Origin of the sequence: Nonomuraea turcica (assembly GCF_030718205.1) — a bacterium.
In the GTDB taxonomy this organism is placed as follows: domain Bacteria; phylum Actinomycetota; class Actinomycetes; order Streptosporangiales; family Streptosporangiaceae; genus Nonomuraea.
Genome location: NZ_JAUZQF010000018.1, coordinates 114,955 through 140,476 on the forward strand (window position 1 = coordinate 114,955; position 25,522 = coordinate 140,476).

General features: G+C 71.3%; 24 protein-coding genes and 1 tRNA gene. 20 read left to right on the forward strand and 5 right to left on the reverse strand.

Features of this window, described 5'->3' with window-relative positions:
* Positions 1 to 18 precede the first annotated feature (18 nt).
* On the forward strand, positions 19 to 1,569 hold the full coding sequence (gene hutH, locus Q9G87_RS39030; RefSeq protein ID WP_305921610.1) for a histidine ammonia-lyase: 1,551 nt from the start codon (positions 19 to 21) through the stop codon (positions 1,567 to 1,569).
* Here hutH and Q9G87_RS39035 read toward each other — a convergent pair.
* Entirely contained in the window at positions 1,550 to 2,734 is a 1,185-nt protein-coding gene (locus Q9G87_RS39035; RefSeq protein ID WP_305921611.1) for an NAD(P)-binding domain-containing protein, read from the reverse strand. The two genes, hutH and Q9G87_RS39035, sit on opposite strands and share 20 nt — an antisense overlap.
* A 57-nt stretch (positions 2,735 to 2,791) precedes the next feature.
* On the opposite strand from Q9G87_RS39035, the gene Q9G87_RS39040 reads away from it, so the two are divergent.
* The 4 genes from Q9G87_RS39040 to Q9G87_RS39055 all read left to right on the forward strand — a co-directional run bounded on the left by Q9G87_RS39040 (position 2,792) and on the right by Q9G87_RS39055 (position 6,178).
* A complete protein-coding gene (locus tag Q9G87_RS39040; protein WP_305921612.1) occupies positions 2,792 to 3,742 on the forward strand; it encodes a LysR family transcriptional regulator in 951 nt (316 codons plus the stop codon).
* Positions 3,676 to 4,695, forward strand: coding sequence for a chorismate-binding protein (locus tag Q9G87_RS39045; RefSeq protein WP_305921613.1), 1,020 nt, complete (start codon positions 3,676 to 3,678; stop codon positions 4,693 to 4,695). Before Q9G87_RS39040 ends, Q9G87_RS39045 begins: the two co-directional genes overlap by 67 nt.
* Entirely contained in the window at positions 4,692 to 5,522 is an 831-nt protein-coding gene (locus Q9G87_RS39050; RefSeq protein WP_305921614.1) for an aminotransferase class IV, read from the forward strand. Before Q9G87_RS39045 ends, Q9G87_RS39050 begins: the two co-directional genes overlap by 4 nt.
* A gap of 143 nt (positions 5,523 to 5,665) precedes the next feature.
* Positions 5,666 to 6,178, forward strand: coding sequence for a hypothetical protein (locus Q9G87_RS39055; protein ID WP_305921615.1), 513 nt, complete (start codon positions 5,666 to 5,668; stop codon positions 6,176 to 6,178).
* A 5-nt stretch (positions 6,179 to 6,183) separates the two neighbouring features.
* On the opposite strand, the gene Q9G87_RS39060 is transcribed toward Q9G87_RS39055, so the two are convergent.
* A complete protein-coding gene (locus Q9G87_RS39060; RefSeq protein ID WP_305921616.1) occupies positions 6,184 to 7,578 on the reverse strand; it encodes an LVIVD repeat-containing protein in 1,395 nt (464 codons plus the stop codon).
* Between the two features lie 80 nt (positions 7,579 to 7,658).
* Here Q9G87_RS39060 and Q9G87_RS39065 point away from each other — a divergent pair, with 80 nt between their 5' ends.
* A complete protein-coding gene (locus tag Q9G87_RS39065) occupies positions 7,659 to 8,282 on the forward strand; it encodes a DUF305 domain-containing protein (protein ID WP_305921617.1) in 624 nt (207 codons plus the stop codon).
* A gap of 72 nt (positions 8,283 to 8,354) precedes the next feature.
* Here the strand turns inward: Q9G87_RS39065 and Q9G87_RS39070 are convergent, their stop codons facing one another.
* The gene (locus Q9G87_RS39070; RefSeq protein WP_020547189.1) at positions 8,355 to 8,771 is read right to left on the reverse strand and encodes an SsgA family sporulation/cell division regulator; all 417 of its coding nucleotides are present in this window, start codon (positions 8,769 to 8,771) and stop codon (positions 8,355 to 8,357) included.
* Between the two features lie 472 nt (positions 8,772 to 9,243).
* On the opposite strand from Q9G87_RS39070, the gene Q9G87_RS39075 reads away from it, so the two are divergent.
* A tRNA-Val gene (locus Q9G87_RS39075) sits at positions 9,244 to 9,315 on the forward strand.
* 724 nt (positions 9,316 to 10,039) lie between these two features.
* Here the strand turns inward: Q9G87_RS39075 and Q9G87_RS39080 are convergent.
* Positions 10,040 to 10,537 carry a DinB family protein gene (locus Q9G87_RS39080; RefSeq protein WP_305921618.1) on the reverse strand — a complete coding sequence of 166 codons (498 nt, stop codon included), beginning with the start codon at positions 10,535 to 10,537 and terminating at the stop codon, positions 10,040 to 10,042.
* A 505-nt stretch (positions 10,538 to 11,042) separates the two neighbouring features.
* Here Q9G87_RS39080 and Q9G87_RS39090 point away from each other — a divergent pair.
* The 4 genes from Q9G87_RS39090 (at position 11,043) to Q9G87_RS39105 (ending at position 13,273) form a co-directional block, all read left to right on the forward strand.
* Complete coding sequence (locus Q9G87_RS39090; RefSeq protein ID WP_305921619.1) at positions 11,043 to 11,396, forward strand: helix-turn-helix domain-containing protein; 354 nt, start codon at positions 11,043 to 11,045, stop codon at positions 11,394 to 11,396.
* On the forward strand, positions 11,303 to 11,824 hold the full coding sequence (locus tag Q9G87_RS39095) for a creatininase family protein (protein WP_305921755.1): 522 nt from the start codon (positions 11,303 to 11,305) through the stop codon (positions 11,822 to 11,824). The genes Q9G87_RS39090 and Q9G87_RS39095 overlap by 94 nt, the downstream gene beginning before the upstream one ends.
* 53 nt (positions 11,825 to 11,877) lie before the next feature.
* On the forward strand, positions 11,878 to 12,153 hold the full coding sequence (locus tag Q9G87_RS39100; RefSeq protein WP_305921620.1) for a hypothetical protein: 276 nt from the start codon (positions 11,878 to 11,880) through the stop codon (positions 12,151 to 12,153).
* A 199-nt stretch (positions 12,154 to 12,352) separates the two neighbouring features.
* Positions 12,353 to 13,273: a phosphotransferase enzyme family protein gene (locus Q9G87_RS39105; protein WP_305921621.1), complete on the forward strand. Its 921-nt coding sequence runs from the start codon at positions 12,353 to 12,355 to the stop codon at positions 13,271 to 13,273.
* A 13-nt stretch (positions 13,274 to 13,286) separates the two neighbouring features.
* Here Q9G87_RS39105 and Q9G87_RS39110 read toward each other — a convergent pair whose 3' ends face one another.
* Complete coding sequence (locus tag Q9G87_RS39110) at positions 13,287 to 13,976, reverse strand: sulfotransferase family protein (protein WP_305921622.1); 690 nt, start codon at positions 13,974 to 13,976, stop codon at positions 13,287 to 13,289.
* A 104-nt stretch (positions 13,977 to 14,080) separates the two neighbouring features.
* On the opposite strand from Q9G87_RS39110, the gene Q9G87_RS39115 reads away from it, so the two are divergent.
* The 9 genes from Q9G87_RS39115 to Q9G87_RS39155 all read left to right on the forward strand — a co-directional run bounded on the left by Q9G87_RS39115 (position 14,081) and on the right by Q9G87_RS39155 (position 25,505).
* A complete protein-coding gene (locus Q9G87_RS39115; protein WP_305921623.1) occupies positions 14,081 to 15,577 on the forward strand; it encodes a class I adenylate-forming enzyme family protein in 1,497 nt (498 codons plus the stop codon).
* A 71-nt stretch (positions 15,578 to 15,648) separates the two neighbouring features.
* The gene (locus tag Q9G87_RS39120) at positions 15,649 to 17,220 is read left to right on the forward strand and encodes an NAD(P)-binding domain-containing protein (protein WP_305921624.1); all 1,572 of its coding nucleotides are present in this window, start codon (positions 15,649 to 15,651) and stop codon (positions 17,218 to 17,220) included.
* 2 nt (positions 17,221 to 17,222) lie between these two features.
* The gene (locus Q9G87_RS39125) at positions 17,223 to 18,263 is read left to right on the forward strand and encodes an alpha-hydroxy acid oxidase (protein ID WP_305921625.1); all 1,041 of its coding nucleotides are present in this window, start codon (positions 17,223 to 17,225) and stop codon (positions 18,261 to 18,263) included.
* A complete protein-coding gene (locus Q9G87_RS39130) occupies positions 18,257 to 19,573 on the forward strand; it encodes a cytochrome P450 (RefSeq protein WP_305921626.1) in 1,317 nt (438 codons plus the stop codon). The genes Q9G87_RS39125 and Q9G87_RS39130 overlap by 7 nt, the downstream gene beginning before the upstream one ends.
* A gap of 14 nt (positions 19,574 to 19,587) precedes the next feature.
* Positions 19,588 to 20,976, forward strand: a complete 1,389-nt coding sequence (locus Q9G87_RS39135) for a cation:proton antiporter (protein WP_305921627.1) — start codon at positions 19,588 to 19,590, stop codon at positions 20,974 to 20,976.
* A gap of 10 nt (positions 20,977 to 20,986) precedes the next feature.
* Positions 20,987 to 21,676, forward strand: coding sequence for a response regulator transcription factor (locus Q9G87_RS39140; protein WP_305921628.1), 690 nt, complete (start codon positions 20,987 to 20,989; stop codon positions 21,674 to 21,676).
* Positions 21,673 to 22,962, forward strand: coding sequence for a sensor histidine kinase (locus Q9G87_RS39145; protein ID WP_305921629.1), 1,290 nt, complete (start codon positions 21,673 to 21,675; stop codon positions 22,960 to 22,962). Before Q9G87_RS39140 ends, Q9G87_RS39145 begins: the two co-directional genes overlap by 4 nt.
* Before the next feature lie 10 nt (positions 22,963 to 22,972).
* Positions 22,973 to 24,529: a phospholipase D family protein gene (locus Q9G87_RS39150; RefSeq protein WP_305921630.1), complete on the forward strand. Its 1,557-nt coding sequence runs from the start codon at positions 22,973 to 22,975 to the stop codon at positions 24,527 to 24,529.
* A 232-nt stretch (positions 24,530 to 24,761) separates the two neighbouring features.
* The gene (locus Q9G87_RS39155) at positions 24,762 to 25,505 is read left to right on the forward strand and encodes an SDR family NAD(P)-dependent oxidoreductase (protein WP_305921631.1); all 744 of its coding nucleotides are present in this window, start codon (positions 24,762 to 24,764) and stop codon (positions 25,503 to 25,505) included.
* Positions 25,506 to 25,522 lie beyond the last annotated feature (17 nt).

Here is a 25,522-nt window from a genome sequence, read left to right on the forward strand (position 1 = left end):
AAGTGAGAGAGACCCACCATGCGCGACAACGGAGTCGTGAACGTCGGCCCGGAGCCCCTGACTTTCCATGACGTGATCGAGGTGGCCCGGCACGGGGCCGCCGTCCGGCTCACCGACGACGCGGTGGCCGCCATGTCGGCCGCCCGCCAGCGGGTGGACGAGCTGGCCGAGAGCCCGGTGCCCGCGTATGGCATCTCGACCGGGTTCGGGGCGCTCGCCACCCGCCACATCGACCCGGCGCTGCGCACCCAGCTCCAGCGCTCCCTCGTCCGCTCCCACGCGGCCGGCAGCGGCCCCGAGGTGGAGACCGAGGTCGTGCGCGCGCTCATGCTGCTGCGCCTGCGCACGCTCGCCTCCGGCCACACCGGCATCAGGCCCACCACCGCCAAGACCCTGGCCGCGCTGCTCAGCGCCGGGATCACGCCGATCGTGCACGAGTACGGCAGCCTCGGCTGCTCGGGCGACCTGGCGCCGCTGGCGCACGTGGCGCTCACGTTGATGGGCGAGGGCGTCGTACGGGACAAAGCCGGAAATATGCTGCCTGCCGCCGAGGCGCTCAAGCAGGCCCACATCGAGCCCGTCGAGCTGGCCGCCAAGGAGGGCCTGGCGCTCATCAACGGCACGGACGGCATGCTCGGCATGCTCGTCCTCGCCATCGAGGACCTCATCAGGCTCGTCAGGACCGCCGACGTGAGCGCCGCGATGAGCGTGGAGGCGCTGCTGGGCACCGACCGGGTGTTCATGCCGGAGCTGCAGGCGCTGCGCCCGCACCCGGGGCAGGCGCGCGCCGCCGCCAACATGATGAAGATCCTCAAGGACTCCGGCGTCATGGCCAGCCACCGCGACCCGGAGGCGTGCACCCGCGTCCAGGACGCCTACTCGCTGCGCTGCGCCCCCCAGGTCGCCGGGGCCGCCCGCGACACGATCGCGCACGCGGCGACCGTGGCGGGGTGGGAGCTGGCCAGCGCCGTCGACAACCCGGCCGTGCTGGCCGACGGCCGCGTGGAGTCCAACGGCAACTTCCACGGCGCGCCGGTCGCCTACGTGCTGGACTTCCTGGCCGTCGTGGCCGCCGACCTGGCCTCGATGTCGGAGCGCCGTACCGACCGATTCCTGGACGTGGCGCGCAACCACGGGCTGCCCGCGTTCCTGGCCCACGACCCGGGCGTGGACTCCGGGCACATGATCGCCCAGTACACCCAGGCCGCGATCGTCTCCGAACTGAAGCGGCTGGCGGTGCCCGCCAGCGTGGACTCCATCCCCAGCTCGGCCATGCAGGAGGACCACGTGTCCATGGGCTGGTCGGCCGCGCGCAAGCTGCGCAGGTCGATCGACGGCCTGACCCGGGTGCTGGCCGTGGAGGTCCTCACCGCCGCCCGCGCGCTCGACCTGCGGGCCCCGCTGGAGCCCGCGCCCGCCACGGCGGCCGTGGTCAAGGCGCTGCGCGAGACCGTGCCCGCCCCGGGGCCCGACCGCTTCCTGGCGCCGGAGATCGACTGCGCGGTGCGCCTGGTGGCCGACGGGGGAGTGGTGGCCGCCGCCGAGTCGGTCACCGGCCCTCTGGAGTGAGCGCCACGATCAGGTCCACCTCCAGCAACAACCCCGGCATGAACAGCTTCGACACCTCCACGGTGGTGCTGGCCGGGGGAGTGCCGGTGATGTACCTGCGGCGCACCGCCCCGTACTCGGCCCGGGCGTCCATGTCCGTGAGGTAGGTCCTGATGAACGCGATGTCCTCGAACGTGGCGCCCTGATCGGCGAGGATGCGCGCGATGACCTCGAAGACGTGGTCGGTCTGGACCGCCATCGAGCCCTCGCCGACCACCTTCCCGCTCTCGTCGAAGGCCGCCACGCCGGAGACGTAGAGCGTGTCGCCGGTGCGGACGGCGTGCGAGTACATGCCGTTCGTCGCCGGGATCGCCGGCACGGTGACCGGCACGGCACGCGGGGCGCGCCCGCCTCCCACGTGCTCCACGATGGCGGTCAGGTCCCGGTCACCGAACCCGGCCGCCCTCGCCTCCTGCAGCCGCTTGCGCGCCGCCGTGGCCAGCGACCCGCCCTCCCAGGCCCCCAGCTCCAGGTCCTTGGCCGCGTGCGCCAGCGAGTAGCGGGTCTGCTCGGCCGGCACGCGCAGCCGCTCGGCCAGCACGCCCAGCGGGGTGCCCGACAACACCTCGATCAGCGCCTCGCGGTCCACGCCGTGCGCCTGGCCGTAGGCGTACGTCTCGGCCAGCAGCACCTGCGCGGGCACGATCGCGCTCATCGCGGCGATCTTCATGGCCGCGCCCGCCCCCAGCGGCCCCAGCTCCCGCACGGTCCCGAGCGCCGACAACACCTCCCGGCAGCCCGACAGGTCACCACCGGCGAGCACGGTCAGCGTGCCGTCGGCGGCGGGGCCGACGCTGCCTAGCACGGGCGCGTCCACCAGATTGATCGAGGAGGGCAGCACCGCCCGCAACGCGCGCACCGCCTCCGGGCCGATCGTGGACATCTCGACCACCGTCGCGCCGGGTCGCAGCCCCGGCAGCGCCGCCGCCAGCACCTCGCGTACCGCGGCCGGGTCGCTGAGCATGGTGATGACCAGGTCCGCGTCCTCCACGGCCGCCGCTGCGGAGACGCCGGTCCCGCGGTGCCACGTCGTTACCTTGTGCCCGGCCGCCAGGAGCCGCCGGGCCATCGGGACGCCCATGCGTCCCTGTCCGAGAAAAGCAATCTGTCCGAGAAAAGTCGCCATGCGGAAAGTACACCCGGATGCGAGGCATTCCACCACCGACTAGATTGCATACCAGCCATGTCTGATGAGAATGCCTTCGATACCGCGGCGCTCCGCCTCCTCGACGAGGTGGCGCGCAACGGGTCGTTCACCGCCGCCGCCGAGCTGCTCGGATACACCCAGTCGGCGGTCTCCCGCCGGGTCGCCGCGCTCGAACGCGCCGCCGGCGGGCCGCTCTTCGAGCGCCTGGCCCGCGGGGTACGCCTGACGCCCGCCGGCGCCGCCCTGCACCGCCACGCCGTCGCCGTGCTGGACCGCCTCGACCGAGCCGGCGAGGAGCTGGCCGCCCTCCACGGCGGGCGGGGCGGGACACTGCGCGTCGGCGCGTTCGCCACCGCCAACGTGGATCTCGTCCCCCAGACCTTGAAACGCTTCGCCGCGCGGCGTCCAGGCGTAGAGCTGCGCCTGGTCGAAGAGCTCACCGGCCGGCTGATGGAGCGGCTGCGCGCGGGGGCGCTCGACGTGGCCGTGATCAGCGACTACCCGGCGGGGCTGCCCGCCGACGCGCCCCGTACCGTGTTGCTGCGCGAGGACCGGCTGTTCGTCGCGCTGCCCGCAGGGCACCGGCTGGCCGGCGACGCCGACGTGGACCTGCGTGACCTGGCGGATGAGACATGGATCGAGGCGGCTCCGCGCGGCCAGCCCACCCTGTTGGTCACCGCGTGCGCCGCCGCCGGGTTCACGCCGCGCAGCGGGCTGCGGGTGGCCGGATGGGCGGGCAAGTTCGGATGTCTCGCCGCCGGACTCGGGGTGACGCTCGTGCCGGAACTCGCCGCTCGGGCCGTGCCGCCCGATCTGGTGCTGCGGCCGCTGCGCGGAATGGCGCCGGTGCGGAAGGTGTACGCGGCCCTGCCAGACGAGCCACTGCCCGCGGCGCTGGAGCTCGTCGAATTGCTGGGACAATGGGGGGCGTGTACGACGGCTTTGCCTACCTCGGTCACACCCTCGCCACCGGTCTGCGGGACGTGACCTCCGATCTTGCCGCGCTCGACGGCGAGGGCTGGTGGGCGGTTGTCGTCGACTACGAGGGCAAGGTGACGTGCGCCCGGTTCGACCAGGTGCGCCAGGCGCCCCTGCCCCGGCCGGCCGCCCCTTGGCACGGGCCGCACCCCGGCGAGTGGCGCAGCTCGCTCGACCGGGCCGCGTACGAGCGCGGCGTGCGGGCCATCCGCGACTACATCGAGCAGGGCGAGGTCTACCAGGCCAACCTGTGCCGGATCCTGACCGCACCCGTCCCGCCCGACGCCGACCCGCTCGCCCTGGCCGCCAGGCTCGCCACCGGAAACCCGGCACCCTACGGCGGCGTGATCCAGGTGCCCGGGCTCAGCGTGGTGTCGGCCTCGCCCGAGCTCTACCTGTCGCGTGACGGCGACGTCGTGGAGTCCCGACCGATCAAGGGCACCGGCGCGACCGCCGGCGACCTGCTCGACAAGGACTACGCGGAAAATGTCATGATCGTCGACCTCGTCCGCAACGACCTCGGCAGGGTCGCGGCCGTCGGCTCCGTCGAGGTGCCGTCGCTGTGCGCGGTCGAGGCGCACCCCGGCCTGGTCCACCTCGTCTCCACCGTGCGGGCCCGGCTGGCGCCGGGGATGGGATGGCCGGAGCTGTTCGCGGCGACGTTCCCGCCCGGGTCCGTCACCGGCGCGCCCAAGTCATCGGCGCTGCGGATCATCAATGAGCTCGAACCAGCCCCCCGCGGGCCTTACTGTGGGGCTCTGGGCTGGGTCGACGCCGACCAGGGCAAGGCGGCGCTGGCCGTCGGCATCAGAACCTTCTGGATCTCGGACGGTCAAGGGGAGATCCGGTTCGGCACGGGAGCGGGCATAACCTGGGGCAGCGACCCCACACGCGAATGGCTCGAGACCGAGCTCAAAGCAGCCAGGCTCATCGCACTGGCGTCCACAGGAGGAAATGTATGAACATCCCTGTCTGGGTCAACGGGGAGCTGATCGACCCCGCACGTGCCACCGTCTCGGTGTTCGACCACGGGCTGATGGTCGGCGACGGCGTCTTCGAGACCATCAAGATCGTGAACGGGAAGTCGTTCGCCCTCACCAGGCACCTCGACCGGCTCAAGCTCTCGGCCCAGCGCATGGACCTGCCCGAGCCCGACGTCGAGGCCATCGCCGACGGCGTCGCCAAGTGCCTGGCGGTCGCGCCCGCCTGGGAGCTGGGCCGCATCCGCGTCACCTACACCAGCGGCCCCGGCCCGCTCGGCTCCGACCGCGGCGACCAGGGCACCACCGCCATCGTCATCGTGGACGAGCAGAAGCCGTTCCCGGCCACGGCCAACGTCGCCGTCGTGCCGTGGCCGCGCAACGAGCGCGGCGCCCTGGCCGGCGTCAAGAGCACCTCCTACGGCGACAACGCCAAGGCACTGCTGCACGCCAAGAAGCGCGGCGGCGGCGAGGCGATCTTCGGCAACCTCGCGGGCAACCTGTGCGAGGGCACCGGCTCCAACATCTTCATCGTCCGCGACGGCCGCCTGCTCACCCCGACCCTGGAGTCCGGCTGCCTGGCCGGCGTCACCCGGGCGCTGGTGCTCGAGTGGTGCGGCGGTGAGGAGGCCGACGTGCCGCTGTCGGCTCTCTACGAGGCCGAGGAGGCCTTCCTCACCTCCACCACCCGCGACGTCCAGCCGATCAAGCTGGTGGACGACACCGAGCTGCCGCTCGCCCCCGGCCCGATCACCACCAAGGCGATGCGGGTCTTCGCCGAGCGGTCCGCCGCCGATCTCGACCCCTGATCCTGTCATCCGCGACGCGGCGGCCCGCCCCGGGACCGCCGCGTCGCTACATTTGATCTACATTTCCGCCGCCGGCCTCTGCGAAATCAACCGGCGGCGTTACGATTTCCGCAGAATCGCCTTCCGATCAACGGTGAGTGCACATGAGCGGGGAGGCCGGCGCGCCGCTGCCGCCCATTTCTGAAATGGGCGCGATCCTCACGGTCGAACGCGTGCTCGCCCGCACCCCGGCCCTCGCCGTCCGGCTGCCCATGATCCAGGCGTACGCCACCGGCTGCCTGCTCAACCTCGACGTCGTGGCCCGCAACGCCTCCGCGCCCCGCACTCTGGCGTTGCAGCTCGACTCGGCGTTCTCCGGCGAGGAGAGCACGTCGCTGCACGTCATGCTGCGTTATCCGGACGGCGTCGAAGTGGACTCCGGCAAGGACCACGACTGCGCGCCGCCGAGCCTTTCCTGGTTCCCCGGAGGAGTGCGCGGCGACGCGTCGTTCACTCTTTACCAGATGCCCCTGTGGCTGTTTCCCCTGCCGCCGCCCCAGGATTTCCTGCTGACCGTGGAATGGCCGTGGGCCGGCATCGCGCCCGAGTACGTCTGGCTCGACGGCGCCGCCATCGCGGGGGCGGCGGCGCGGTCGACGCATGCGTGGCCCCTATAGGTGTGTCAGTAGCTCTTCTGGGTCTGGACGTTGAAGTCGTCCATCGTGACCTTCTCGGCCGGGTCGGTGAGCGGGTCGTCGATCTTCAGGACGTCCAGGCCCTGCGTGATGTCGCTGGAGTAGATGTAGCCGTTGTAGTAGTAAGCCGACCAGGAGCCGGCGATGACGCTGCCCTTGACCGGGCCGCGCTCGAAGTAGCCGATCTCCTTGGGGTTCGCCGAGTCGGTGAAGTCCCAGATCGACACGCCGCCCTGATACCACGCCTGCACCATGATGTCCTTGCCGGGCACCGGGATCAGCGAGCCGTTGTGCGCCACGCAGTTCTCCTCCCGCTGCTGCTCCCTCGGGATCTTGAAGTAGCCCCGCTTCTGCAGCTGGCCGTCCACCAGGTCGTAAACGGCGTTGGCGCCCTTCGTGACCGGCGTGTTGCGGTCGCACGTGGCCTGGCCGCCGCCGCCCAGCTCGTCGCTGAACACCACCTTCGTGCCGTCGTTGTTGAACGTCGCCGAGTGCCAGATCTCGAAGTTCTCGGTGTCGGTGAGCTGCTGCAGCACCTTCGGCTTGATCGGGTCGGAGATGTCGAGCAGCACGCCGTCGCCGAAGCAGGCGGCCGCGGCCAGCTTCTTCTCCGGGTAGGCGGTGATGTCGTGGCAGCCGGAGGCGTACTCGGAGTGCTGGCGCTCAGGGAAGATATCCGGCTTCGCCACGATTTTTGCGGATTGAGGTGAGGCTAGCGGGACTTCTACGACCTGGATGAGCTCGTGCGGTGCCGGGCAGGTCTCCGAATCGGGCTCAGGGCCGGGGGAGGAGACGTACACGTACAGGCTGTCCTGGCTGGGCACCATCGTGTGGGTGTGCGAGCCGCACTCGGTCTGGACGGCGCCCACGTACTTCGGGCTCTTCTTGTCGCTGACGTCGAAGATCCGCAGGCCCTCCCAGGACGGGTCGCTCTGGCTCGCGTCGCACTCCGGGCCGCCGACCGGCTCGTCGATGGACAAGATCAGCAGATTGTCGTGAATCGTGACATCGTTCTGCTGCGCCGGGCAGGCCACCTGGCTCACGACCTGCGGCTTCGTGGGGTCGGTGATGTCGTAGATGGAGAAACCGCCGAAGTTCCCCACGTACGCGTAGTCGCCCTGGAAGGCCAGGTCGGTGTTGATGTCGTCGGCCCCGGTGAAGGGGGCGGTCTTCGGCACGTGGGCGACGTGCTCGACGTTGTCACTCGTCATGACACCGCCGCCGGCCGTGCCGGAGACGGTGGCGGCTGGAGCGCTGGTCTCCTGCAGTGCGGTCGCGGATGGCGCCGGCGGCTCCTGCGACGCCAGCGGGCCGGCCGCGCACGCGGAGGCCAGCATTAACGCCGCACCCACCACCGCTCCGCGGAACTTTGCAGAGATCAACGCATATCCCCTTTGTCTCGTAGTTCAGTATGGAAGCTATGTCAGCAGGTTCATGGCCGCGCACAGTGTTCGTCATAGTTATGGCGACTTTCGCCGTGGCTGCCTGCTCTCAGCAGCCCGTCCAGCCCGTCCAGCACGTCGCGCCGGTCGGCACGGACGCGCCTGTCCTGGTGCCGGGAAGCCCCGGGGCCCCGGCCCGTACGGCGACGCCGGGGGAGCGGATCGGGCAGCCGCCGAAGGCCGCCGTGGCCTCGGACGTGCGCTTCGCGGAGGCCATGATCCCCCACCACCGCCAGGCCCTGGAGATGACCTCCTTAGTGGACGATCGCACCACCACGCCGGCGATCCGCGCGTTCGCCCGCTCCATCACGACCGCCCAGACCCCGGAGATCAAGGCCATGACCGGCTGGCTCGCCGAGCTGGGCCGACAGGCGCCGGCCGGGCACGCGCACGAGCAGGCGGCGGGCTACGGGATGGCGACGACGCAGGAGCTCAACGCGCTGCGGGCCGCCCGAGGGGCCGCGTTCGACCGCCTGTTCCTCCAGCTGATGACCCGGCACCACGAGGGGGCGGTGAAGATGGCCGGCGAGGAGCTGGCCGACGGGCGTGACCAGCGCATGCGGCTGCTGGCCAAGGACGTGTACTCGGGGCAGAGCATCGAGATCGCCCGGATGAAGGAGGTCCTGAATTCACTGCCGGCTTAGACCCTCCGACAGGGAAACGGCCCCGCCCGTCATGCGGGCGAGGCCGTCGGAGTGCCTATGATGTCTGGGCTCTCAAGAAGGCCACAGCATGTTCGTCAGCTCGGCGTCCAGATCCATGAAGTCGGTCTCGCGCCCCGCCGGCACCTTCTCGTAGGTCCGGTGCAGGAACTCGGTCAGCGGTGCCAGGGGCACTTCGAAGAGCGCCTGACCGAACGGCGACGTGAGACTGATGTGGAGCGTGCGCTCGCCGTCGGCGCGGGCCGGCCACACCTGCACGTCGCCGTCGCCGACACGCCGCACGATGCCCACGGTCAGCAACTCGCGGGCGAAGATCCACTCGACCGGCTCGTCGTTCCCTACGTGGAAGGCCATGCGGATGGCGTACGGATCGTCGGCCGTGTAACTCAGTCCGGCGAGCAGGGGGACGGTAGTACGGTCGGGGACCACAAGCCGAAGGCCAAGCTCGGCGGAGACGGTGGTGCTGTTCATCGTCAGCCAAACCTTTTCGTCGTAGGTCCCCTCTTCGGGGCTTTCACTGCTCTGACGGACTTCGTCCTGAGCTATGACGCGGAACGAAGAAACCTGTAGGAAAGATTCCGCTTCAGGGGCCTTCTGTAACGCACATCACAGCTGGACATTTAGGCATCTACCAGGCTAAACGGCATCAATCGGGTCGTATTTGCAAGGGTTTTGCGTGCTGTGGAGCCTGCCCCGGAGTGGCCGACCATGAACGTTTCTCGCGAAAAGATCGCGATCGGCTCCTTCCGGAACACGACGATGGTATGCCACCGACCCCTGCCGCCGGTGGGCAACCGCCGCCTTTCACCTGAATCCCTCCCATGGCCCTCCCATCGCCCTCCCTGCTGCTTCTGTCATGCCCCCGCCGACCGCTTTCACTTCGCCAGCACGTGCCAGAGTGCGGTATGGTTTTCCCCGTCGGCACCGCAAGGGACCGGCAGGCGGGCGATTAGCTCAGCGGGAGAGCGCTTCGTTCACACCGAAGAGGTCACTGGTTCGATCCCAGTATCGCCCACACAGGTCAAGGGCCACACCCCACACGCGGGGAGTGGCCCTTTTGATCTTCCTAGTGACCGACTGAGTGACTGTGCAGCTCCGCCGCCCGTCACGCGGGGAAGATTCCATCCATGACGGTCGCGTCCCGCATGACGGGTTGGGTAGATCTTCTGGGTGACGCCTGGGCCTCAGGTGTGGCCGATCAGCAGGGCGATCTTCTCGACAGGGAGACCGTCTGCTGACAACAGCGAGACGAAACTGTGCCGCATCTCCTGACGAGGCATCCACTCAGCGGCGACCAGACCCGCGAGGACGCCTCCCGTGTCCGGACCTGCACCGCACCCCGCATCACGGCCCGCCACCGCAACCTGGCCATCGGCCTGGCCCGCCTGGTCGGTTGGACCGACATCGCCGCCGCCACCGAACTACTACCGCGGCCACCCCGCCGATGGCCTTCAGCTCCTCGGCTTCACAACATGGAACGCTTCGGTCCTGGTAAACGGCCCGATGGGCCGGCATGACCACGAACTCCTGCGGTGATGTGAGGCGCTCCGCAAACCGGTGCGGTCGCCGCCGGTGCCCCTGTTCGACCCGGTGCGCTCCGCCGCCGGCCGCGACCGGCGCGGCGACCTGCACGATGCCCGCAGCACCATGGTCCCGGTGGGCGACACCGTGACCGGCTTCCCGGGCGTGACGGAGCGGGATTGGTTTCGGTGTGATCGGGACCGGGGGAGTCGGCCGGGTCAGCGGCCGGTCGAGCCGTCGATCAGTTCGCGGAGAATGTCGGCGTGTCCGGCGTGGCGGCCGGTCTCCTCGATCATGTGGGCCAGCGTCCAGCGCATCGAGGGTGGTTGGCCGGCGGGGGAGGGGCGGGCCACCGGCGCCGTCAGGTCGGTGCAGGCGTCGATGACCGCGTTGGCCCGGTCGACGGCGTCGCGGTAGTCGGCCAGGACGGTGGTGACGGTCTCCTCGGGTCGCGGCTGGAATGTGCCCGGCCAGTCGGCCACCTTCTCCCCGAGGAAGTAATACCGCTCGACGTGCGTGAGATGGCGGACCAGTCCCAGCAGCGACGTGCCCGAGGGGACACCAGGGGTACGGACCTGCGGTTCCGGGACGTCCTGGGCCTTGGCGGCCACCGCGGTGCGCAGGTGGTCAAGGAAGCCGCGCAGTACGTCCTTCTCGCCGGGGCCGGTGCGCGGGGGTGGGGTGTCTCGTCGGCGGCGGGTGCGTGGGGATGTCATGGTGGTCCTTTGATGGGTGGTCGGGGGTCCGGCGGATCAGCAGGATCTGATCGACGACCTCGGCGGTGCGCTCACCGGGTCCGGCGGTCACCCGGCGGGGCGCGTCCGCACGCTCGACGCTCCAGCCTTCGGGGTCGAGGCCGAGGCCCGCCGGGAGACAGCGCGTGTGCGCCGGTCCGCAGGAGGCGTTCGCGCGGCAGGTCGAAGGGAGCGTGCAGGTAGTACGCGGACACGAGGTCGAACCGGCCGCGGGAAAGCTCTGCGCCAGGTCGTGTCGCTCTGCGGTGATGTGCCACCCGCGACGGGCGAGCCACAGGGCATCACCGCCGGCACCGCAGCCCAGGTCGAGAGCTCACTCGTCGAGAGCTCACCCGGGGTCCGGTCGGCGGTGATCTCCGCAAGCCGGGTGTTCGCCTGGGGCCGATGGGCGGGGTGTGTCGCCGGTGATGGTCATCCCAGAAGCGGGCGAATTCGTCGCGACGGCCGGTAGTGGACATGGATTCGGATGCTCCTCGTGATGTGCTGGGTAGGGCCAGCGTTGCCCCAATCGCGCGACCTGGCATCATTTCTTGCGGTTCCGGCAAGAGAGACGCTGTCCCGCCTGGAGAGCGGGCAGCGGCGGGCCGGCCTGGAGTTGCTGCTGCCGCTGGCCCGCGCATACGACGTCCCGCTGGACGATCTCGTCGGCGCTCCCCGCACCGGCGATCCGCGGATCCATCTGGCTCCGATCCACCGGTTCGGCATGACGTTTGTGCCGCTCCCGCACTGGCTCGGCAGTGCCGACGGCCGCGCCGTCGAACTGCTCATCCTGTTCGGGCAGCAGGGACAGCGAGCACACCTTCGGGTACGGACGAGCTGATCGGCCGCCGCGGCATTTCCGCCAAACCGCTCTTCGCTCTCATCAACGACATTCAGGCATCTCTACGAGCATCCGGCATCCACCAACTGGTGTTGATTAACGCCCACGGTGGCAATTACGTGCTTTCCGACGTCGTGCAGGAAGCCACCGTCACTGAACAGTGCATGGCGTTAGAAGGGCCGGGCAGTCCTTCGCCACCCTTGGCAAGACGTTCCGCTCCTGCCTCCGCAGGATCGATACGCCGCCGGCACCGGCCGACGGGTGGGGTGCCTCCGGCGGGGGCCGCTCCGGCTCCGGGATGGCGTGCCGGCTCGCACCAAAATCGCTGGCGCCTTTACCTCTCCGCACGACAAATCGGACATTCTCAATCTATGGTCATCTTGAAATATAGAAGCGACCACATATGGGCGAGTCCGAGTATTAGCTAAAAAATGCTGGGTATCGCTGATGGGGAAGCCAGGCCAGTCAAGAAAGGTTAGCGATGCGAAACTTCATCCGCATGGGATGCGTTGCCGTCTCGGCGGCGTTCCTATCACTTGCGGCACAATCTGCCGCGTCTGCCCAGGATCCCCCTCACGACGACACGACCACGGGGACTATTCAATCGGTGGCTCAGGGCGCATTCCCCAATGCCCCGATCGGCCGCCTCAATCTCACGCCAGAAGCAGTTGAAGCGATCTATTCGGGGGTGCAAGGACGGGCGCAAGCGCAGATATCGGAAAGCCTGGAAAGGAAGAAGGGGGAGCTTAGGGAGTAAAGGGAAGCAGGCGCAGCTGTCGGCAACCTCTTTGGGGTATTCAACCAGTTCGGCCCATTCGGCCAGTGACATCTGACCAGGGCAAACGCCAAGTCAGGGCCGCTTTTCGACATGGGAAGCGGCCCTTATGATCGTGGGCACGGCCGAACCGCACGCCGCGGGACACGATGGCGGCCAATCCGTGAGGTAAGAACACAGGATGGACGCGAACGAGACCATGCGGGCGGTGGCGCGGGCGTACGGGCTGGGGGAGCCGCTCGGGCCGGCCGTGTACGCGGCGCGCGGCGAGCTGGGCCGGATCTGGCGGCTGGAGACGGACGGCGGGCGCTGGGCCGTGAAGGAGTTGCTCGTGCCCGCCGAGGAGGCCGCCGCGCGGGAGGACGCCGAGTTCCAGCTGGCCGCCAGGAAGGCGGGGGTGCGCCTGCCGCGGCCCGTCGCCACGGCGGAGGGCGACGTGCTGCTGGACGGGCGGTGGCGGGTCTACGAATGGGTCGATCTGGTGCCGGGCGAGGTGGTCACGGCGGCCGAGCTCGGTGTCGTGACGGCCGGGCTCCATCAGGTGGGGCACCCGGCGTCCGGGCCGGTGGTCCCGTGGTTCGCCGAGCCGGTCGGCCGGGCCGGGTGGGAGGAGCTGGCGGCGGCCGGGGGCGAGTGGGCGCCGGCGCTGGAGCGGGCGCTTCCCGATCTCGTCGCGCTGGACGCCCTGGTGGCCCCTCCCAGCTCCCTCATCACCACCTGTCATCGTGACGTCAACGTGGAGAACGTGTGCCGGGCAGCCGACGGCGGCGTGATCGTGCTGGACTGGGAGAACTGCGGGCCGGCGCGCCCGGCGTGGGAGCTGGCGGGCATCCTGGTCGATCTGCCTGTGCAGGACGCGGTCGCGGCCTACCGGGCCTACCGGAACGCGGGCGGGCCCGCGACGGTGGCCGAGCCTGCCGACTTCTCGATGGCGATCGCGGTGCAGGGGCATCTGCTGGAGTTCTACGCCAAGCGTGCCCTGGCCCCGGAGGAGTCGGAGGAGCCGGAGGAGAATCGCGACAGGGCCCGCGCCCGGCTGCGCGCGATGCTCGGCCGGCCGCTGACGCCGGCGAGGATCGACGACCTCCTGACGGCGCTCTGACCTCGCTCTCGCTCTAGCGGCCGCGCAGGATGAGGCTCAGCTGCCTGCGCGGGCGTTTGGAGGCCCACGCCGCCCGCTCGTTCACCTGCGGGAACGGCTCGGCCGGCACGGGCACGCCGAGGAACGCGCACAGCGGCTCCCACCCGTCCCGCACATCGAACACCAGCAGCCGCCCGGCCGGCAGCGCCGCCTTGACCTCGGCGGTGTGCCGTTCGTACACGCCGAGCACGTGGTCGCGGTCGCCGACGCGGCCGTCGAAGATCCGGTCGATGACGGTGGCCCTGGCCATGCGCGGGTAGAGCGCGAAGTCCGGCGCCCGCCACGCGATCAGCCGGCGCACCACCCGGCGGCGCAGGGGCAGCCGCTGCCACTCGGCCAGAGCGCTGCGGAAGATGGTCTCGCTGACGCTGTCGTACCAGCGGCCGGGGTCGCGCACGGTCAGGACGACCTTGGCGTCGGGGTAGTGTGCGGCCAGCTCGCGCCAGTATGCCGAGGCCGGCCAGTCGACCGCCGACTGGAAGCCGCGGAACACCTCGTCCCAGTCCTGTGAGCGCCCCTCGCCGACGTCGAGCCACTGCCGCACCCGGTACGGCTCGGCGATGACCGACGCCATGTGATAGCAGGGACCGTACCCCAGCAGTTCGAGCGCCGCCTTCAGCGACCGCGTGCCCGTCCGGCCGAAACCCGCGCCGATCACCTTCACGGAGTCCTCCCGCGCCTCGCATCTCTGATGCGCCTCTGATCCGCGCCCTCTACCGTGAGTTCAGTTCTACGACGACCCGCCCCGGATGCCCAGAGGAGCCGGCCATGCTCTTCCCGCACCCCCTGTTCGACGCGCTGCGCGCAGCGCCCGGCACCACCGCCTTCGAGCACGCCGGCCGCACCGTCTCGCGAGGCGAGCTGCTGGACCTCATCCGGCGGCTGGCGGGCGCGCTGGCCGACGCGGGGCTGGGTCCCGGCCGGGCGGTGGCCGTGCGCACCTCCGTCACGCCCGAGGCCTTCGCCGCCCATATGGCCGCGCACGCGCTCGGCTGCCGCGTCGTGGGCATCCGCCCCGGATACGCCCCCGGCCAGCTCGCCGACGTGCTCGGCATGGACGTGGACATGGTGCTCGTGGATCCGGCCACCGCGGCGCCCGAGCTGTTCACCAGGCCCGCGCTGTCGCTGGGCCCGTGCGCGCAGGCGGTCGACCTGCTGGCGCACCCCGACGACGGCCGCCCGCTCACGGTGCAGGCCCGGCCGGACGACGTGGCCGCGCTGGTGTTCACCAGCGGCAGCACCGGGCGGCCCAAGGGCTGCTCGATCACCTACCGGGCGCTGAGCGAGCACTGGGCGTGGCAGCCGCGTGCCTGGGGGCCGGTCGCGGCCGCCCTCGCCCGGGACTTCGAGCGTTATCTGCTGTTCGGCACGCTCGCCAGCATGGTCGTGCTCGAGTTCGTCGCGCCGTGCCTGCTGGGCGGCGGTACGGCCGTGATCCCGGAGGAGGACGGGCGGCCGCTGTTCCCGTACGCGATCGAGCGTCACCGCATCACCGGATCCATCATCACCGTGCCGAGGATCTTCCAGATGCTGCGCCTGCTGGACGAGCAGCCGGCGGACGTCGGCAGCCTGCGGGCGCTCATGGTGTCCGGCTCGCCGATCAGCGCCAAGCGGCTGGCCGCGGCGGCCGAACGGCTCGGCCCCGTCGTCTACCAGGGCTACGGGCAGACCGAGGCCGGCAACGTCGCCATGCTCACGCCGGAGCACATCGCCGCAGGCCGCGGGCTGGATTCGGTGGGCCGGCCGCATCCCGGGGTCGAGATCAGCGTGCGTGACGAGGACGGCTGGGAGCTGCCGCCGGGCGAGACGGGCGAGATCCACATACGCAGCCCGTACGTGATGTCCGGCTACTGGGGCGAGGAGGAGGAGACCGGCGACACGCTGCGGGACGGCTGGCTCAACACCCGCGACCTCGGTCACGTGGACGACGGCGGCTTCCTGCACCTCGCCGGGCGGACCCGCGACGCGATCATGGTCAACGCGATGGTCGTGTACGCGGGACCGATCGAGCGCGCCCTGACCGCCCACCCGGACGTGGGCGAGGCGTACGTGGCCGGCGCTCCAGACGAGGACACCGGCGAGGCCGTGCACGCGTTCGTCGTCCCGGCGCCCGGCCGCGTCCCGGACCCCGCCGTCCTGTCCGCGCTGGTCAGGGACGAGCTCGGCGACGACAGCGTGCCCAAGACGATCACGATGGTGCCGGGCGTGCCCGTCGCCGCCAGCGGCAAGCCGGACAAGCGCGCCCTGCTGGCCCGGTTTCTCTGAGCAATCTCTGAGAATTGCCCGCCCACACTGATGTTGTCCTTTCAACCACCTTGCCGTGAGTGGAGGCGTCAGTGCCGGACAACGCCCTGGACTACCTGGTGATCGGCGCCGGCCCGGCGGGCCTGCAGCTGGGGTACTTCCTGCACCGGGCAGGTCACTCGTACCGGATCCTCGAGGCGGGGCCGGCGCCGAGCCAGTTCTTCCGGATCTTCCCCCGCCATCGCACGCTCATCTCGATCAACAAGAAGCACACCGGCTGGGACGACCCCGAGCTCAACCTCCGGATGGACTGGAACTCGCTGCTGTCGGACGACCCGGGCCTGCTGTTCACCCGCTACAGCGACCGGTACTTCCCGCACGCCGACGACATGGTCCGCTACCTCGCCGACTTCGCCGAGCGCACCGGGCTGCGGATCTCGTACGACGCCCGCGTGGTCCGCGTCGAGCGGTCCGATGATCAGCGCGGGGCGTTCGTGGTGACCGACGAGCAGGGCCGCAGGTACGAGGCGCGACGGGTGATCGTCGCGACCGGCGTCACCCGCCCCAACCTCCCGCCCATCCCGGGCATCGAGACGGCCGACCGGTACGGCACCGCCTCCACCGACCCGGCCGACTACGTGAACCAGCGGGTGCTCATCATCGGCAAGGGCAACTCCGCGTTCGAGACGGCCGACAACCTCCTCGAGACCGCCGCGGTCATCCACGTCGCCGGCCCTCGTTCCGTCCGCATGGCCTGGCGCACCCACTACGTCGGCCACCTACGCGCGGTCAACAACGGCCTGCTCGACACCTACCAGCTCAAGTCCCAGAACGCGCTGCTCGACGGCAACGTCAGGAACATCGCGCGCACGCCCGATGGCACGTACCTGGTCACGGTGGCTTTCGCTCGCGTCAACGAGGTCACCAAGGACATCCCGTACGACCGGGTGATCGTCTGCACCGGCTTCCGCTTCGACGCCTCGATCTTCGCCGACGACTGCCGGCCCGAGCTGGTGATCAACAACAGGTTCCCCGCGCTCACCCCCGCCTACGAGTCCGTCAACGTGCCCGGCCTGTACTTCGCCGGCACGATCACCCAGTCCCGCGACTTCAAACGCGGCACCAGCGGCTTCATCCACGGCTTCCGGTACGGCGCCCGCGCCCTGCACCGCATCCTGGAATCCCGCTACCACGGCGTCCCGTGGCCCGCCAGGATCCTCCCGGCCGAGCCGGGGCCGCTCGCGGCCGCCGTCATCGACCGGGTCAACCGCACCTCGGCCCTGTGGCAGCAGTTCGGGCTGCTGGCGGACGTGATCGTCATCGATGGTGACGGCACCGCCCGATACCTGGAGGAGCTGCCGTACGACCTGCAGGGCCCGCCGATCGGCGACCGCGGCCACTTCACCATCACCCTGGAGTACGGTCCCGACCACGACAAGGTGGACCCGTTCGACATCGAGGTGGCCCGCATCAGCCAGAGCGACGCGGCCCGCGCCCACGAGGGCCACTACCTGCACCCCGTGGTACGGCACCACCGGCCGGGCCAGCCGCCGCTCGCCCACCACATCACGGAGAACCTGGAGAACGAGTGGACGTCCGAGGAGGTCCACGTCGAGCCGCTCCGGGCCTTCTTCGCCCGCCAGACCGCCTCCGTACCGGTCTGATCATGGACCAGCGGACCCTGCGCGGGTTCGAGGCCGAGGCCCGGGCCCGGCTCGAACCCGCGCACTACGACTACTTCGCCGGCGGCGCCGGGGACGAGGTCACGGTGCGGGCCAACGAGGCCGCCTTCGCCCGGCTCGCCCTGGTGCCGCGGGTGCTGCGCGGCGCCGCGAAGCTCCAGACCGACGTCACCCTGCTGGGCAGCCGCGCGGCCATGCCGGTGCTGGTGGCGCCCACCGCGTTCCACCGGCTCGCCGACCCCGAGGGCGAGCGGGCCACGGCCAGGGCGGTATCCGCCGCCGAGACCATCATGATCGTCAGCATGGCCGCGACCGTCGCCATCGAGGACGTGGCGGCCGCGGCGCCGGGCGCCGAGCTCTGGTTCCAGCTGTACATCCAGCCCGACCTGGCCTTCACCGAGAAGATCGTGCGGCGTGCCGCGGCGGCCGGCTGCAAGGCGCTGGTCGTCACCGTGGACTCGCCCGTGCTCGGGCGGCGTGAGCGGGACCTGCGCAACGGCTTCCACGACCTGCCCGAGCACTTGTGCTGCGAGAACCTCAGAGACGGCGACCGGGTGCGGCCGATCGTCATGACCCCCGAGCTGTCGTGGGAGCACATCGACCGGCTCAGGGAGATGACGTCGCTGCCGATCGTGCTGAAAGGCATCACGCACCCGGCCGACGCCCGCCTCGCGCTCGACCACCACGCCTCGGCGATCATGGTGTCGAACCACGGCGGCCGCCAGCTCGACACCGCACCGGCCACGATCGACCTGCTGCCCGGCGTCGTCGCGGCGGTCGGCGGCGCCATGCCCGTCCTGCTGGACGGCGGCGTGCGGCGCGGCACCGACGTGCTCAAGGCCCTGGCGTTGGGCGCCGCCGCGGTCGCGGTCGGCCGGCCGGTCATCTGGGGTCTCGCGGCGGACGGAGAGCGCGGGGTGTCGCGGGTGCTCGGCCTGCTCCGCGCGGAGATCGAGCACGCGCTCGTCCTGTGCGGCCGCGCGTCCATCCACGAGCTCGGCCCGGACATGGTGCGGCCATGGTGATCGCGATCGCCCTGGCGGTGGCCGTGCTGGCGAGCCTGCCGTGGTGGTTGCCCGGCCGCGTCGTCGCGCTGCGGGTGAAGGTCTTCAACCGCATCAACGGTGACGAGGACATTCCCGTACCTGGCGACCTGGTCGGCGTCGACCGGTTCAAGGAGGTCTACTCGCACCCGATGGCCGGCGGGCGCAGCAGGGGCGCGGCGCTGTCGGACCTGTTCTGGTACTGGCTGTCGCCCGGTCCCGAGATGCACCAGGAGCACCTGGAGGCGGGCGATCGCTACGACGCCGTGGCCAGGACCACCCGCGGCCTGCTCGCGGTGCCGCGCGCCGAGGCAGAGGAGCTCGCCCGCCGCTGCGCCGCCCGCACCCTGGACGGCGTCCGGGGTGAGGTGCGGCTGCGGGACCTGATGATGCCGATCTGGGCGGAGTTCTCCTACGAGCTGGTCTTCGCCGAGCCGTGCCCGCGCGAGGCGAGGGAGCTGATCGTCGGCAACGCCGACGACGTCGTCACCGCGCTCAAGTGCTGCGGCCTGCGCCACATGGAGCGCCGCCACCGCCTCACCCGCTACCTGCTCGGGCGGCTCTCCCGCGTCCGCATCCCGCTGCCGGCCCATCTGTCACCGCACGAGCAGGCCTTCTACCTGCAGGGCACGTTCTTCAACACCGCCGTCGTGCAGCTGTCGGAGGCCATGGCCCACGTGCTGATGGTCCTCGCCCAGCACCCGGAGGTCCAGGAGCGGGCCCGGCACGCCGGCCCCCGCTACCTCGACCACGTGATCGCCGAGACCCTGCGGCTCTACCCGTTGTTCGGCATCGCGCACCGCGTCACCACCGGTGACATCGAGCTCGACGAGCACACCACGATCCCCGCCGGGTCCGTGCTCTGCTTCAACTACCCGGCCTTCCACCAGGCCGGCGTGGCGGACTCGGACCGCTTCGACCCCGGCCGTTTTGAGCAGCCGGCCAAGGAGCTCAACCACATCCCGTTCGGCGTCGCCGCCAACCGTCCCTGTCCCGCGTGGCGGCTGGCGCCGATCATGATGCGCGCCGCCACCCGGGAGGTCCTGCGCAGGTACGCCCTCGCCTCGTCCGCCGCCCACACCCGGTCCCTGCCCAATCGGGGACCGTGCCTGCTCACCCCGTTGAACACTCCCGAACCCGCCCGCCCGAGCCCGGCGGCGCTGGCCTGGATGCGCCTGCGCGACCGCTGGGAGGACGTCTGGCGCAGCCTGGTCCAACTCGTCCTCGGCACCTACATGGTGTGGGACGCGCGCAGGCGGCGCCTGTGCGAGCGCTACTTCCTCGACCGTTGAGCGGAGAAACCCCTATGCCCCTCCTGGCCCTGGTCACGGCACCCGACCCGAACCTCGCCCTGGTGCTCAAGGTCCTGCCCGCCCTCGTCGTCATCCTGATCACCTCGGCGATCTGCGGCCGGCTGGCGCTCATGGTGATGCAGCCGCGGGTGCTCGGCGAGATGGTCGCCGGCGTGCTGCTCGGGCCGACCCTGTTCGGCTGGCTGTTCCCCGAGGCCCAGGCCGCCCTGTTCCCGCCCGAGGTGCGGCCCGTCCTGTACGTGCTGAGCACCATCGGCCTGACCCTCTACATGTTCCTGGTCGGCGCGGGCCTCGACCACAGCGCCCGCACGCCAGGCGAGGTACGCAAGGCGTCCGTGCTGGCCGCCTCGGGCATCCTGCCCTCGCTGGCGCTCGGCGCCGGCGTGGGGCTGCTCCTCTACGACACGCTCTCGCGCCCGGACGTCAGCCCGTGGCAGTTCGCCCTGTTCGTCGGCGGCGCGCTGTCGCTGACCGCGTTCCCCATGCTGGCCAGGATCCTGTACGAGCGGGGCCTGGAGAACTCCCCGATCGGCCGCCTCACCCTGCTGGCGGCCTCCATCGACGACGCCCTGGCCTGGTGCGTCCTGGCCGTCCTGTCCGCCGTGCACCTCGGCACCGGAGCCTCGGGAGCGCTGCCCACCATCGCGCTGACCGCGCTGTTCGCCGTCGTCATGCTCAAAGTCGTCGCCCCGCTGCTGCGGCCCATGGGCAGGACCGTGGCCCGCACCGGCCGGCTCGGCCCCACCGCCATGTACGCCGTCATCCTCATCCCGCTGACGGCCGGCTGGCTGACCGACTGGATCGGCGTGTACGCGGTCTTCGGCGGCTTCTTCGCCGGCCTGGCCATGCCCCGCGACCCGGCCTTCCGCGAGGTGCTGCACGGCCGCATGATGGAGGTCGTCTCCACGCTGCTGCTGCCGACCTTCTTCACCTTCTCCGGGCTCAACACCCACCTCGGCGGCATCGCCGGCGGCACGATGCTGCTGGCGTTCGGGCTGATCCTGGCCGCCGGGTTCTGCGGCAAATACTTCGGCTGCGCGCTGTCGATGCGGGCACTGGGGTTCAGCCGGCGCGAGTCGTACGCGGTGGGCGGGCTCATGAACGCCCGCGGCCTGATGATCCTCATTTTCATCAACATCGGCCTGGCCCAAGGCATGATCACGCAGGAGCTGTTCGCCATGCTCGTGCTCGTGGCCGTGCTCACCACCGCCGCCGCCCTGCCCCTCTACAAGCTGGCGCTGCCGGATCGCCTCGAGCGGACGCTTGAACCTTTCGCGGAAAACGCCGTCCCTCCGGTCCAATCCGGAATGGCCTCGCAGGTCAGCCCCCCTGTCCCGGTTTCAGAACAGAGTGGACCTGGTAATTCCACGACCATGGTGTAAACGTGGTCTGGTGGCTGGGACATCGGGCACGGCCGACCTGCCCTCCCGTCGGCTGCTGCTGATCGAAGATGACCGCGAACTGGGGCACATGCTGGCCGACCTGTTCACCGAGCAGGGATACACGGTCGATCTGGCCTTGGAGGGGCAGCGGGGACTGCACCTGGGCCTGAGCCGCGGCTACGACGTGCTGATCGTCGACCGCGGCCTGCCCGCCCTGGACGGGATCGACCTGCTGCGGCGGCTGCGCCGGCAGGCGGTGACCACGCCTGTGCTCGTGCTCACCGCCTTCGGCACGGTCGCCGACCGGGTCGCCGGACTCGACGCGGGCGCCGAGGACTACCTCGTCAAACCGTTCGACGTCGAGGAGCTGCTGGCCCGGGTGCGGGCCCTGCACCGCAGGCACCTCGACCAGGCCGGCCTGCTGCCGCTCGGCGCGGGCTGGTTGGACTCCGAGGCGCACCTCGTACGGCTGCCGAGCGGGGAGCAGGTGACGCTGTCCGGGCAGGAATGCCGGCTGCTGCGCGCCCTGGCCACCCGGCCGCGGCAGGTGCACACCCGCCGGTCGCTGCGGCAGCGGGTCTTCGACGGCGCCCAGAAGGAATCGATCGTGGACACCTACGTGTACTACCTGCGCAACAAGCTGGGGCAGGGGGTCGTGTGCACCGTGCGCGGCGTGGGGTATCGCCTGGGTGAGCTGTGAACGGCCGGTGGCGGCCCTTCGTGTCCGACCCGGGCCACGATCCGGAGCGGCGGCTGCTGGGCCGTGCGCGGCGGCGGCTCACCGTGCAGGTCGCCGGCGCGATCTCGGTCGTGCTCGCGCTGGTCGGCGTGCTCGTCCTGTGCTTCATGGCGCATCAGCAGAGCTCCTCCGCGCGGCGCGAGCTGGCCGCCGCGGCCGAGCGGGCCCACGTCGCCCAGCCGCCGCCCTGCGTGTGGTTGTACGAGCAGCGCGGCGGCACCGTACGCGCCTCGCCGGGCGCTCCGGCGGCACTGCCGGTGCACGCGGAGCTGGACCGGGTCGGCCGCGGCGGTGAGCCGCAGGTCACGCGGGCCGAGCTGGCGGGACACACCTACCTGATCCGGACTCAGCGCCGCGGCGACGCCGTCGTCCAGGCCGCGATGGACCTGCGTTACCAGGCCGCGGAACGCAGCAGGCTGCTGCGCACGCTCGCCGCCGCCGAGATCGCCGGTCTGCTGGCCGCCGTACTCGTCGGCCAGGTCATCTCCCGCCGCGCGATCGCCCCGCTCGGCGAGGCCCTGGCCCGGCAGCGGCGCTTCGCCGCCGACGTCAGCCACGAGCTGCGCACCCCGCTGACCCGGCTCAGCACCCGCGCCCAGCTGCTGGCGCGCAGGATGCGCGGCGGCACCGACCCCATCCTGCTCATCGACGAGGTGGACCAGCTCGTGACCGGCAGCAGGCAGCTCGGTGAGGTGGTCGAGGACCTGCTGCGGTCGGCCCAGCACAAGGAGCTGCGCCGGCCGTTCGGGCCGGTGGACCTGGCCGCGCTGGCGGCGGAGACGGCCGAGGCCGAGAGCGCCCGCGCCCAGGCGCGGGGCGTGAGCATCGAGGTCAGGTGCGAGGGCTCCGGCGACCACGTCGTGCGCGGCGTGGAGTCCGCGCTCCGGCGGGTGGTCTCGGCGCTGCTGGACAACGCGCTCGGCCACACGAGCCCCGGCGGCCACATCTGGGTGACGCTCTCCAGCGACGCCGACGTGGTGAGGCTGACGGTCAGGGACGACGGCGTGGGCCTCGACCCCGCCGACGCCGAGCGGCTGTTCACCCGTTTCGTGGGCGGCGGGTACGGGCTCGGGCTCGCGCTCGTACGTGAAGTGGTGGACGGCCACCACGGCACCATCACCGCGGACGGCCGCCCCGGAGCGGGCGCCGTCTTCGTCGTCCGGCTCCCCGCGGACACCACGGGCCCGCCGCCCCGCCCCGAGCCGGAGCCCGCGCGGAGCCCGCGTAGGGATCCGCTGCCGGGGTAGCCGGAAGCGGATGCGCATCGAGGACTGGTTCCTCACCGCGGAGGAACGGGGTAACCAGGCGACCCGGCTCGAGCCCTGGTCAGCCGGCAATGACGTGCGCCCGCTCGTGCACGGCGCCACCTACTTCGCCGAGCTGAAGTCCCGCCTGGAGGCGCTGGGCAAGGATGACCTGCTGCTGTTCGCCGACTGGCGCGGCGACCCCGACGAGCGCCTCGCCCCCGACGGGCCCACCGTGGGCGCGGCGATGACGGCCGCGGCCGAGCGCGGCGCCGTCGTCCGCGGTCTCATCTGGCGCTCCCACCTGGACCGGCTGCGTTTCAGCTCGGCCGAGAACCGCCACCTGGGCGAGGAGATCGAGGTCTCCGGTGGCCAGGCCCAGTTGGACACGCGCACCAAGCCGGGCGGCTCCCACCACCAGAAGTTCGTCATCCTGCGCCACGACCGCGACCCCGAACGGGACGTGGCCTTCGTCGGTGGCATCGACCTGTGCCACAGCCGCCGCGACGACGCGGGCCACACCGGCGACCCGCAGTCCGCCCCGATGCCCGCCGCGTACGGCCCCCGCCCGCCCTGGCACGACATCCAGCTCTCCATCAGCGGCCCCGCAGTGGCGCAGGCGGCGGAGGTGTTCTGCGAACGCTGGCAGGACCCGGCCCCCGAGACCCGCGATCCGCTGCGCCGCCTGCACGACCACGTCGAACGCCTCGACGACGCCCCCGCCCTGCCCGCGCCCGGACCGCCACCGCCCCGCGCCGGCCACCACACCGTGCAGCTGCTGCGCACCTACCCGGCGCTGCGCCGCGGTTACCCGTTCGCGCCGCACGGCGAGCGCAGCATCGCCCACGCCTACCTCAAGGTGCTGGCCCGCGCCCGCTCGCTGATCTACCTGGAAGACCAGTACCTGTGGTCGACCGACGTGATCGAGCCGTTCGCGCGGGCACTGGAGCGCCAGCCAGGGCTCCGCATGATCGTCGTCGTGCCGCGCCACCCCGACCAGGACGGCTGGCTGGCCGCTCCCGCCAGCCTGATCGGCCGCGCCGACGCGGTGCGGCGGCTGAGCGCGGCCGGCGGCGACCGGGTGGCCGTCTACGATCTGGAGAACCACGCGGGCGTCCCGATCTACGTGCATGCCAAGGTGTGCGTGGTGGACGACGTGTGGGCCGAGGTCGGCTCCGACAACGTCAACCTGCGTTCCTGGACTTACGACTCCGAGCTCAGCTGCGCGGTCCTGGACGAGCATGAGGACCCCCGCCCACCCGGCGGCGCGCTGCGGTTCGCCCGCGACCTGCGGCTGACCCTCATGGCCGAGCACCTGGATCTGCCCTCGGACGAACACGACCGGTTGTGTGATCCGGTCGCCGCCTTCGAGGCGTTCGCGCGTGCCGCGTCCCGCCTGGAGGACTGGCACCGGGGCGGCCGCACAGGGCCGCGCCCGCCCGGCCGGCTGCGCCCGCACCCGGCCCCGACCCTGTCGCGGCTCCAGAGACTGCTGGCCCTGCCGATGTACCGGTTCGCCATCGACCCGGACGGCCGCCCCCAGCCGCTGCGCCACTCAGGGCGCTTCTAGCCCGCCGCCCGCATCCGACGCTCCGCCGCTGCTCTGCCGCAACGGCAACCCGATACTGGCGACGATCGACGCCTCCGCCTCCGCCGTCTGCCGCACCCGCCGCTCCCGAAGTACGGGCGCCGACGTGCGGCGTGCGGGCACGGGACGAAGGGCGCCGCCCCGGTCTAAGGGCTCGCACCGGCGTGCGGCCCCGTCGGGGGGACGTGTCAGGACATGGGCTACTGTGCGGCGGATGAGCGGACGAGGAGTTCTCATCACCGGCGCGTCCAGAGGAATCGGGCGCGCCATCGCGGCGGCCTTCGCCGAGCAGGGCGACCGGGTCGCGATCCACCACCGGGACTCGGCCGCCGAGGCCGGCGACCTGCTCGGCGGGCTGCCCGGCCAGGGCCACGCCGTCGTCCAGGCCGACCTGGCCGACCCCGAGGACGTGCGGCGCATGGTCGAGGCCGCTGCCGGGGCGCTCGGCCGGATCGACGTCCTGGTCAACAACGCCGGAATCTTCCTCCACCACCCCATCACCGACCTGACCTACGAGCAGTGGCAGGCCGCCTGGCGGCGCACCCTGGACGTCAACCTCGCCGGCGCCGCCAACGTCACCTGGTGCGCGCTCCAGCACATGCCCGCCGGCGGCAGGATCGTCAACGTCTCCTCGCGCGGCGCCTTCCGCGGCGAGCCCGACAGCCCTGCCTACGGCGCCAGCAAGGCCGGGCTGAACGCGTTCGGCCAGTCCCTGGCCATCGCCCTGGCGCCGCGCGGCATCGCGGTCGCCACCGTGGCGCCCGGCTTCGTCGAGACCGACATGACCAACGAGCACCTCAAGGCGCCCCGCGGCGACGCGATCCGGGCACAGAGCCCGTTCGGCAGGGTGGCGCGGCCGGAGGAGATCGCCGCCGCCGTGCTCTATCTGACCTCGCCGGCCGCCGAATGGGCGAGCGGCGCCGTCCTCGACCTGAACGGCGCCTCGTACCTGCGCTGACCTGAGAAAGTACTGAT

Coding starts and splice junctions, on each gene's coding strand:
- hutH (WP_305921610.1), top strand. CDS start 19: ATGCGCGACAACGGAGTCGTGAACGTCGGCCCGGAGCCCCTGACTTTC.
- Q9G87_RS39035 (WP_305921611.1), bottom strand. CDS start 2,734: ATGGCGACTTTTCTCGGACAGATTGCTTTTCTCGGACAGGGACGCATG.
- Q9G87_RS39040 (WP_305921612.1), top strand. CDS start 2,792: ATGTCTGATGAGAATGCCTTCGATACCGCGGCGCTCCGCCTCCTCGAC.
- Q9G87_RS39045 (WP_305921613.1), top strand. CDS start 3,676: ATGGGGGGCGTGTACGACGGCTTTGCCTACCTCGGTCACACCCTCGCC.
- Q9G87_RS39050 (WP_305921614.1), top strand. CDS start 4,692: ATGAACATCCCTGTCTGGGTCAACGGGGAGCTGATCGACCCCGCACGT.
- Q9G87_RS39055 (WP_305921615.1), top strand. CDS start 5,666: ATGAGCGGGGAGGCCGGCGCGCCGCTGCCGCCCATTTCTGAAATGGGC.
- Q9G87_RS39065 (WP_305921617.1), top strand. CDS start 7,659: ATGGCGACTTTCGCCGTGGCTGCCTGCTCTCAGCAGCCCGTCCAGCCC.
- Q9G87_RS39070 (WP_020547189.1), bottom strand. CDS start 8,771: ATGAACAGCACCACCGTCTCCGCCGAGCTTGGCCTTCGGCTTGTGGTC.
- Q9G87_RS39080 (WP_305921618.1), bottom strand. CDS start 10,537: ATGACATCCCCACGCACCCGCCGCCGACGAGACACCCCACCCCCGCGC.
- Q9G87_RS39090 (WP_305921619.1), top strand. CDS start 11,043: ATGCTCCTCGTGATGTGCTGGGTAGGGCCAGCGTTGCCCCAATCGCGC.
- Q9G87_RS39100 (WP_305921620.1), top strand. CDS start 11,878: ATGCGAAACTTCATCCGCATGGGATGCGTTGCCGTCTCGGCGGCGTTC.
- Q9G87_RS39105 (WP_305921621.1), top strand. CDS start 12,353: ATGGACGCGAACGAGACCATGCGGGCGGTGGCGCGGGCGTACGGGCTG.
- Q9G87_RS39115 (WP_305921623.1), top strand. CDS start 14,081: ATGCTCTTCCCGCACCCCCTGTTCGACGCGCTGCGCGCAGCGCCCGGC.
- Q9G87_RS39125 (WP_305921625.1), top strand. CDS start 17,223: ATGGACCAGCGGACCCTGCGCGGGTTCGAGGCCGAGGCCCGGGCCCGG.
- Q9G87_RS39130 (WP_305921626.1), top strand. CDS start 18,257: ATGGTGATCGCGATCGCCCTGGCGGTGGCCGTGCTGGCGAGCCTGCCG.
- Q9G87_RS39135 (WP_305921627.1), top strand. CDS start 19,588: ATGCCCCTCCTGGCCCTGGTCACGGCACCCGACCCGAACCTCGCCCTG.
- Q9G87_RS39150 (WP_305921630.1), top strand. CDS start 22,973: ATGCGCATCGAGGACTGGTTCCTCACCGCGGAGGAACGGGGTAACCAG.
- Q9G87_RS39155 (WP_305921631.1), top strand. CDS start 24,762: ATGAGCGGACGAGGAGTTCTCATCACCGGCGCGTCCAGAGGAATCGGG.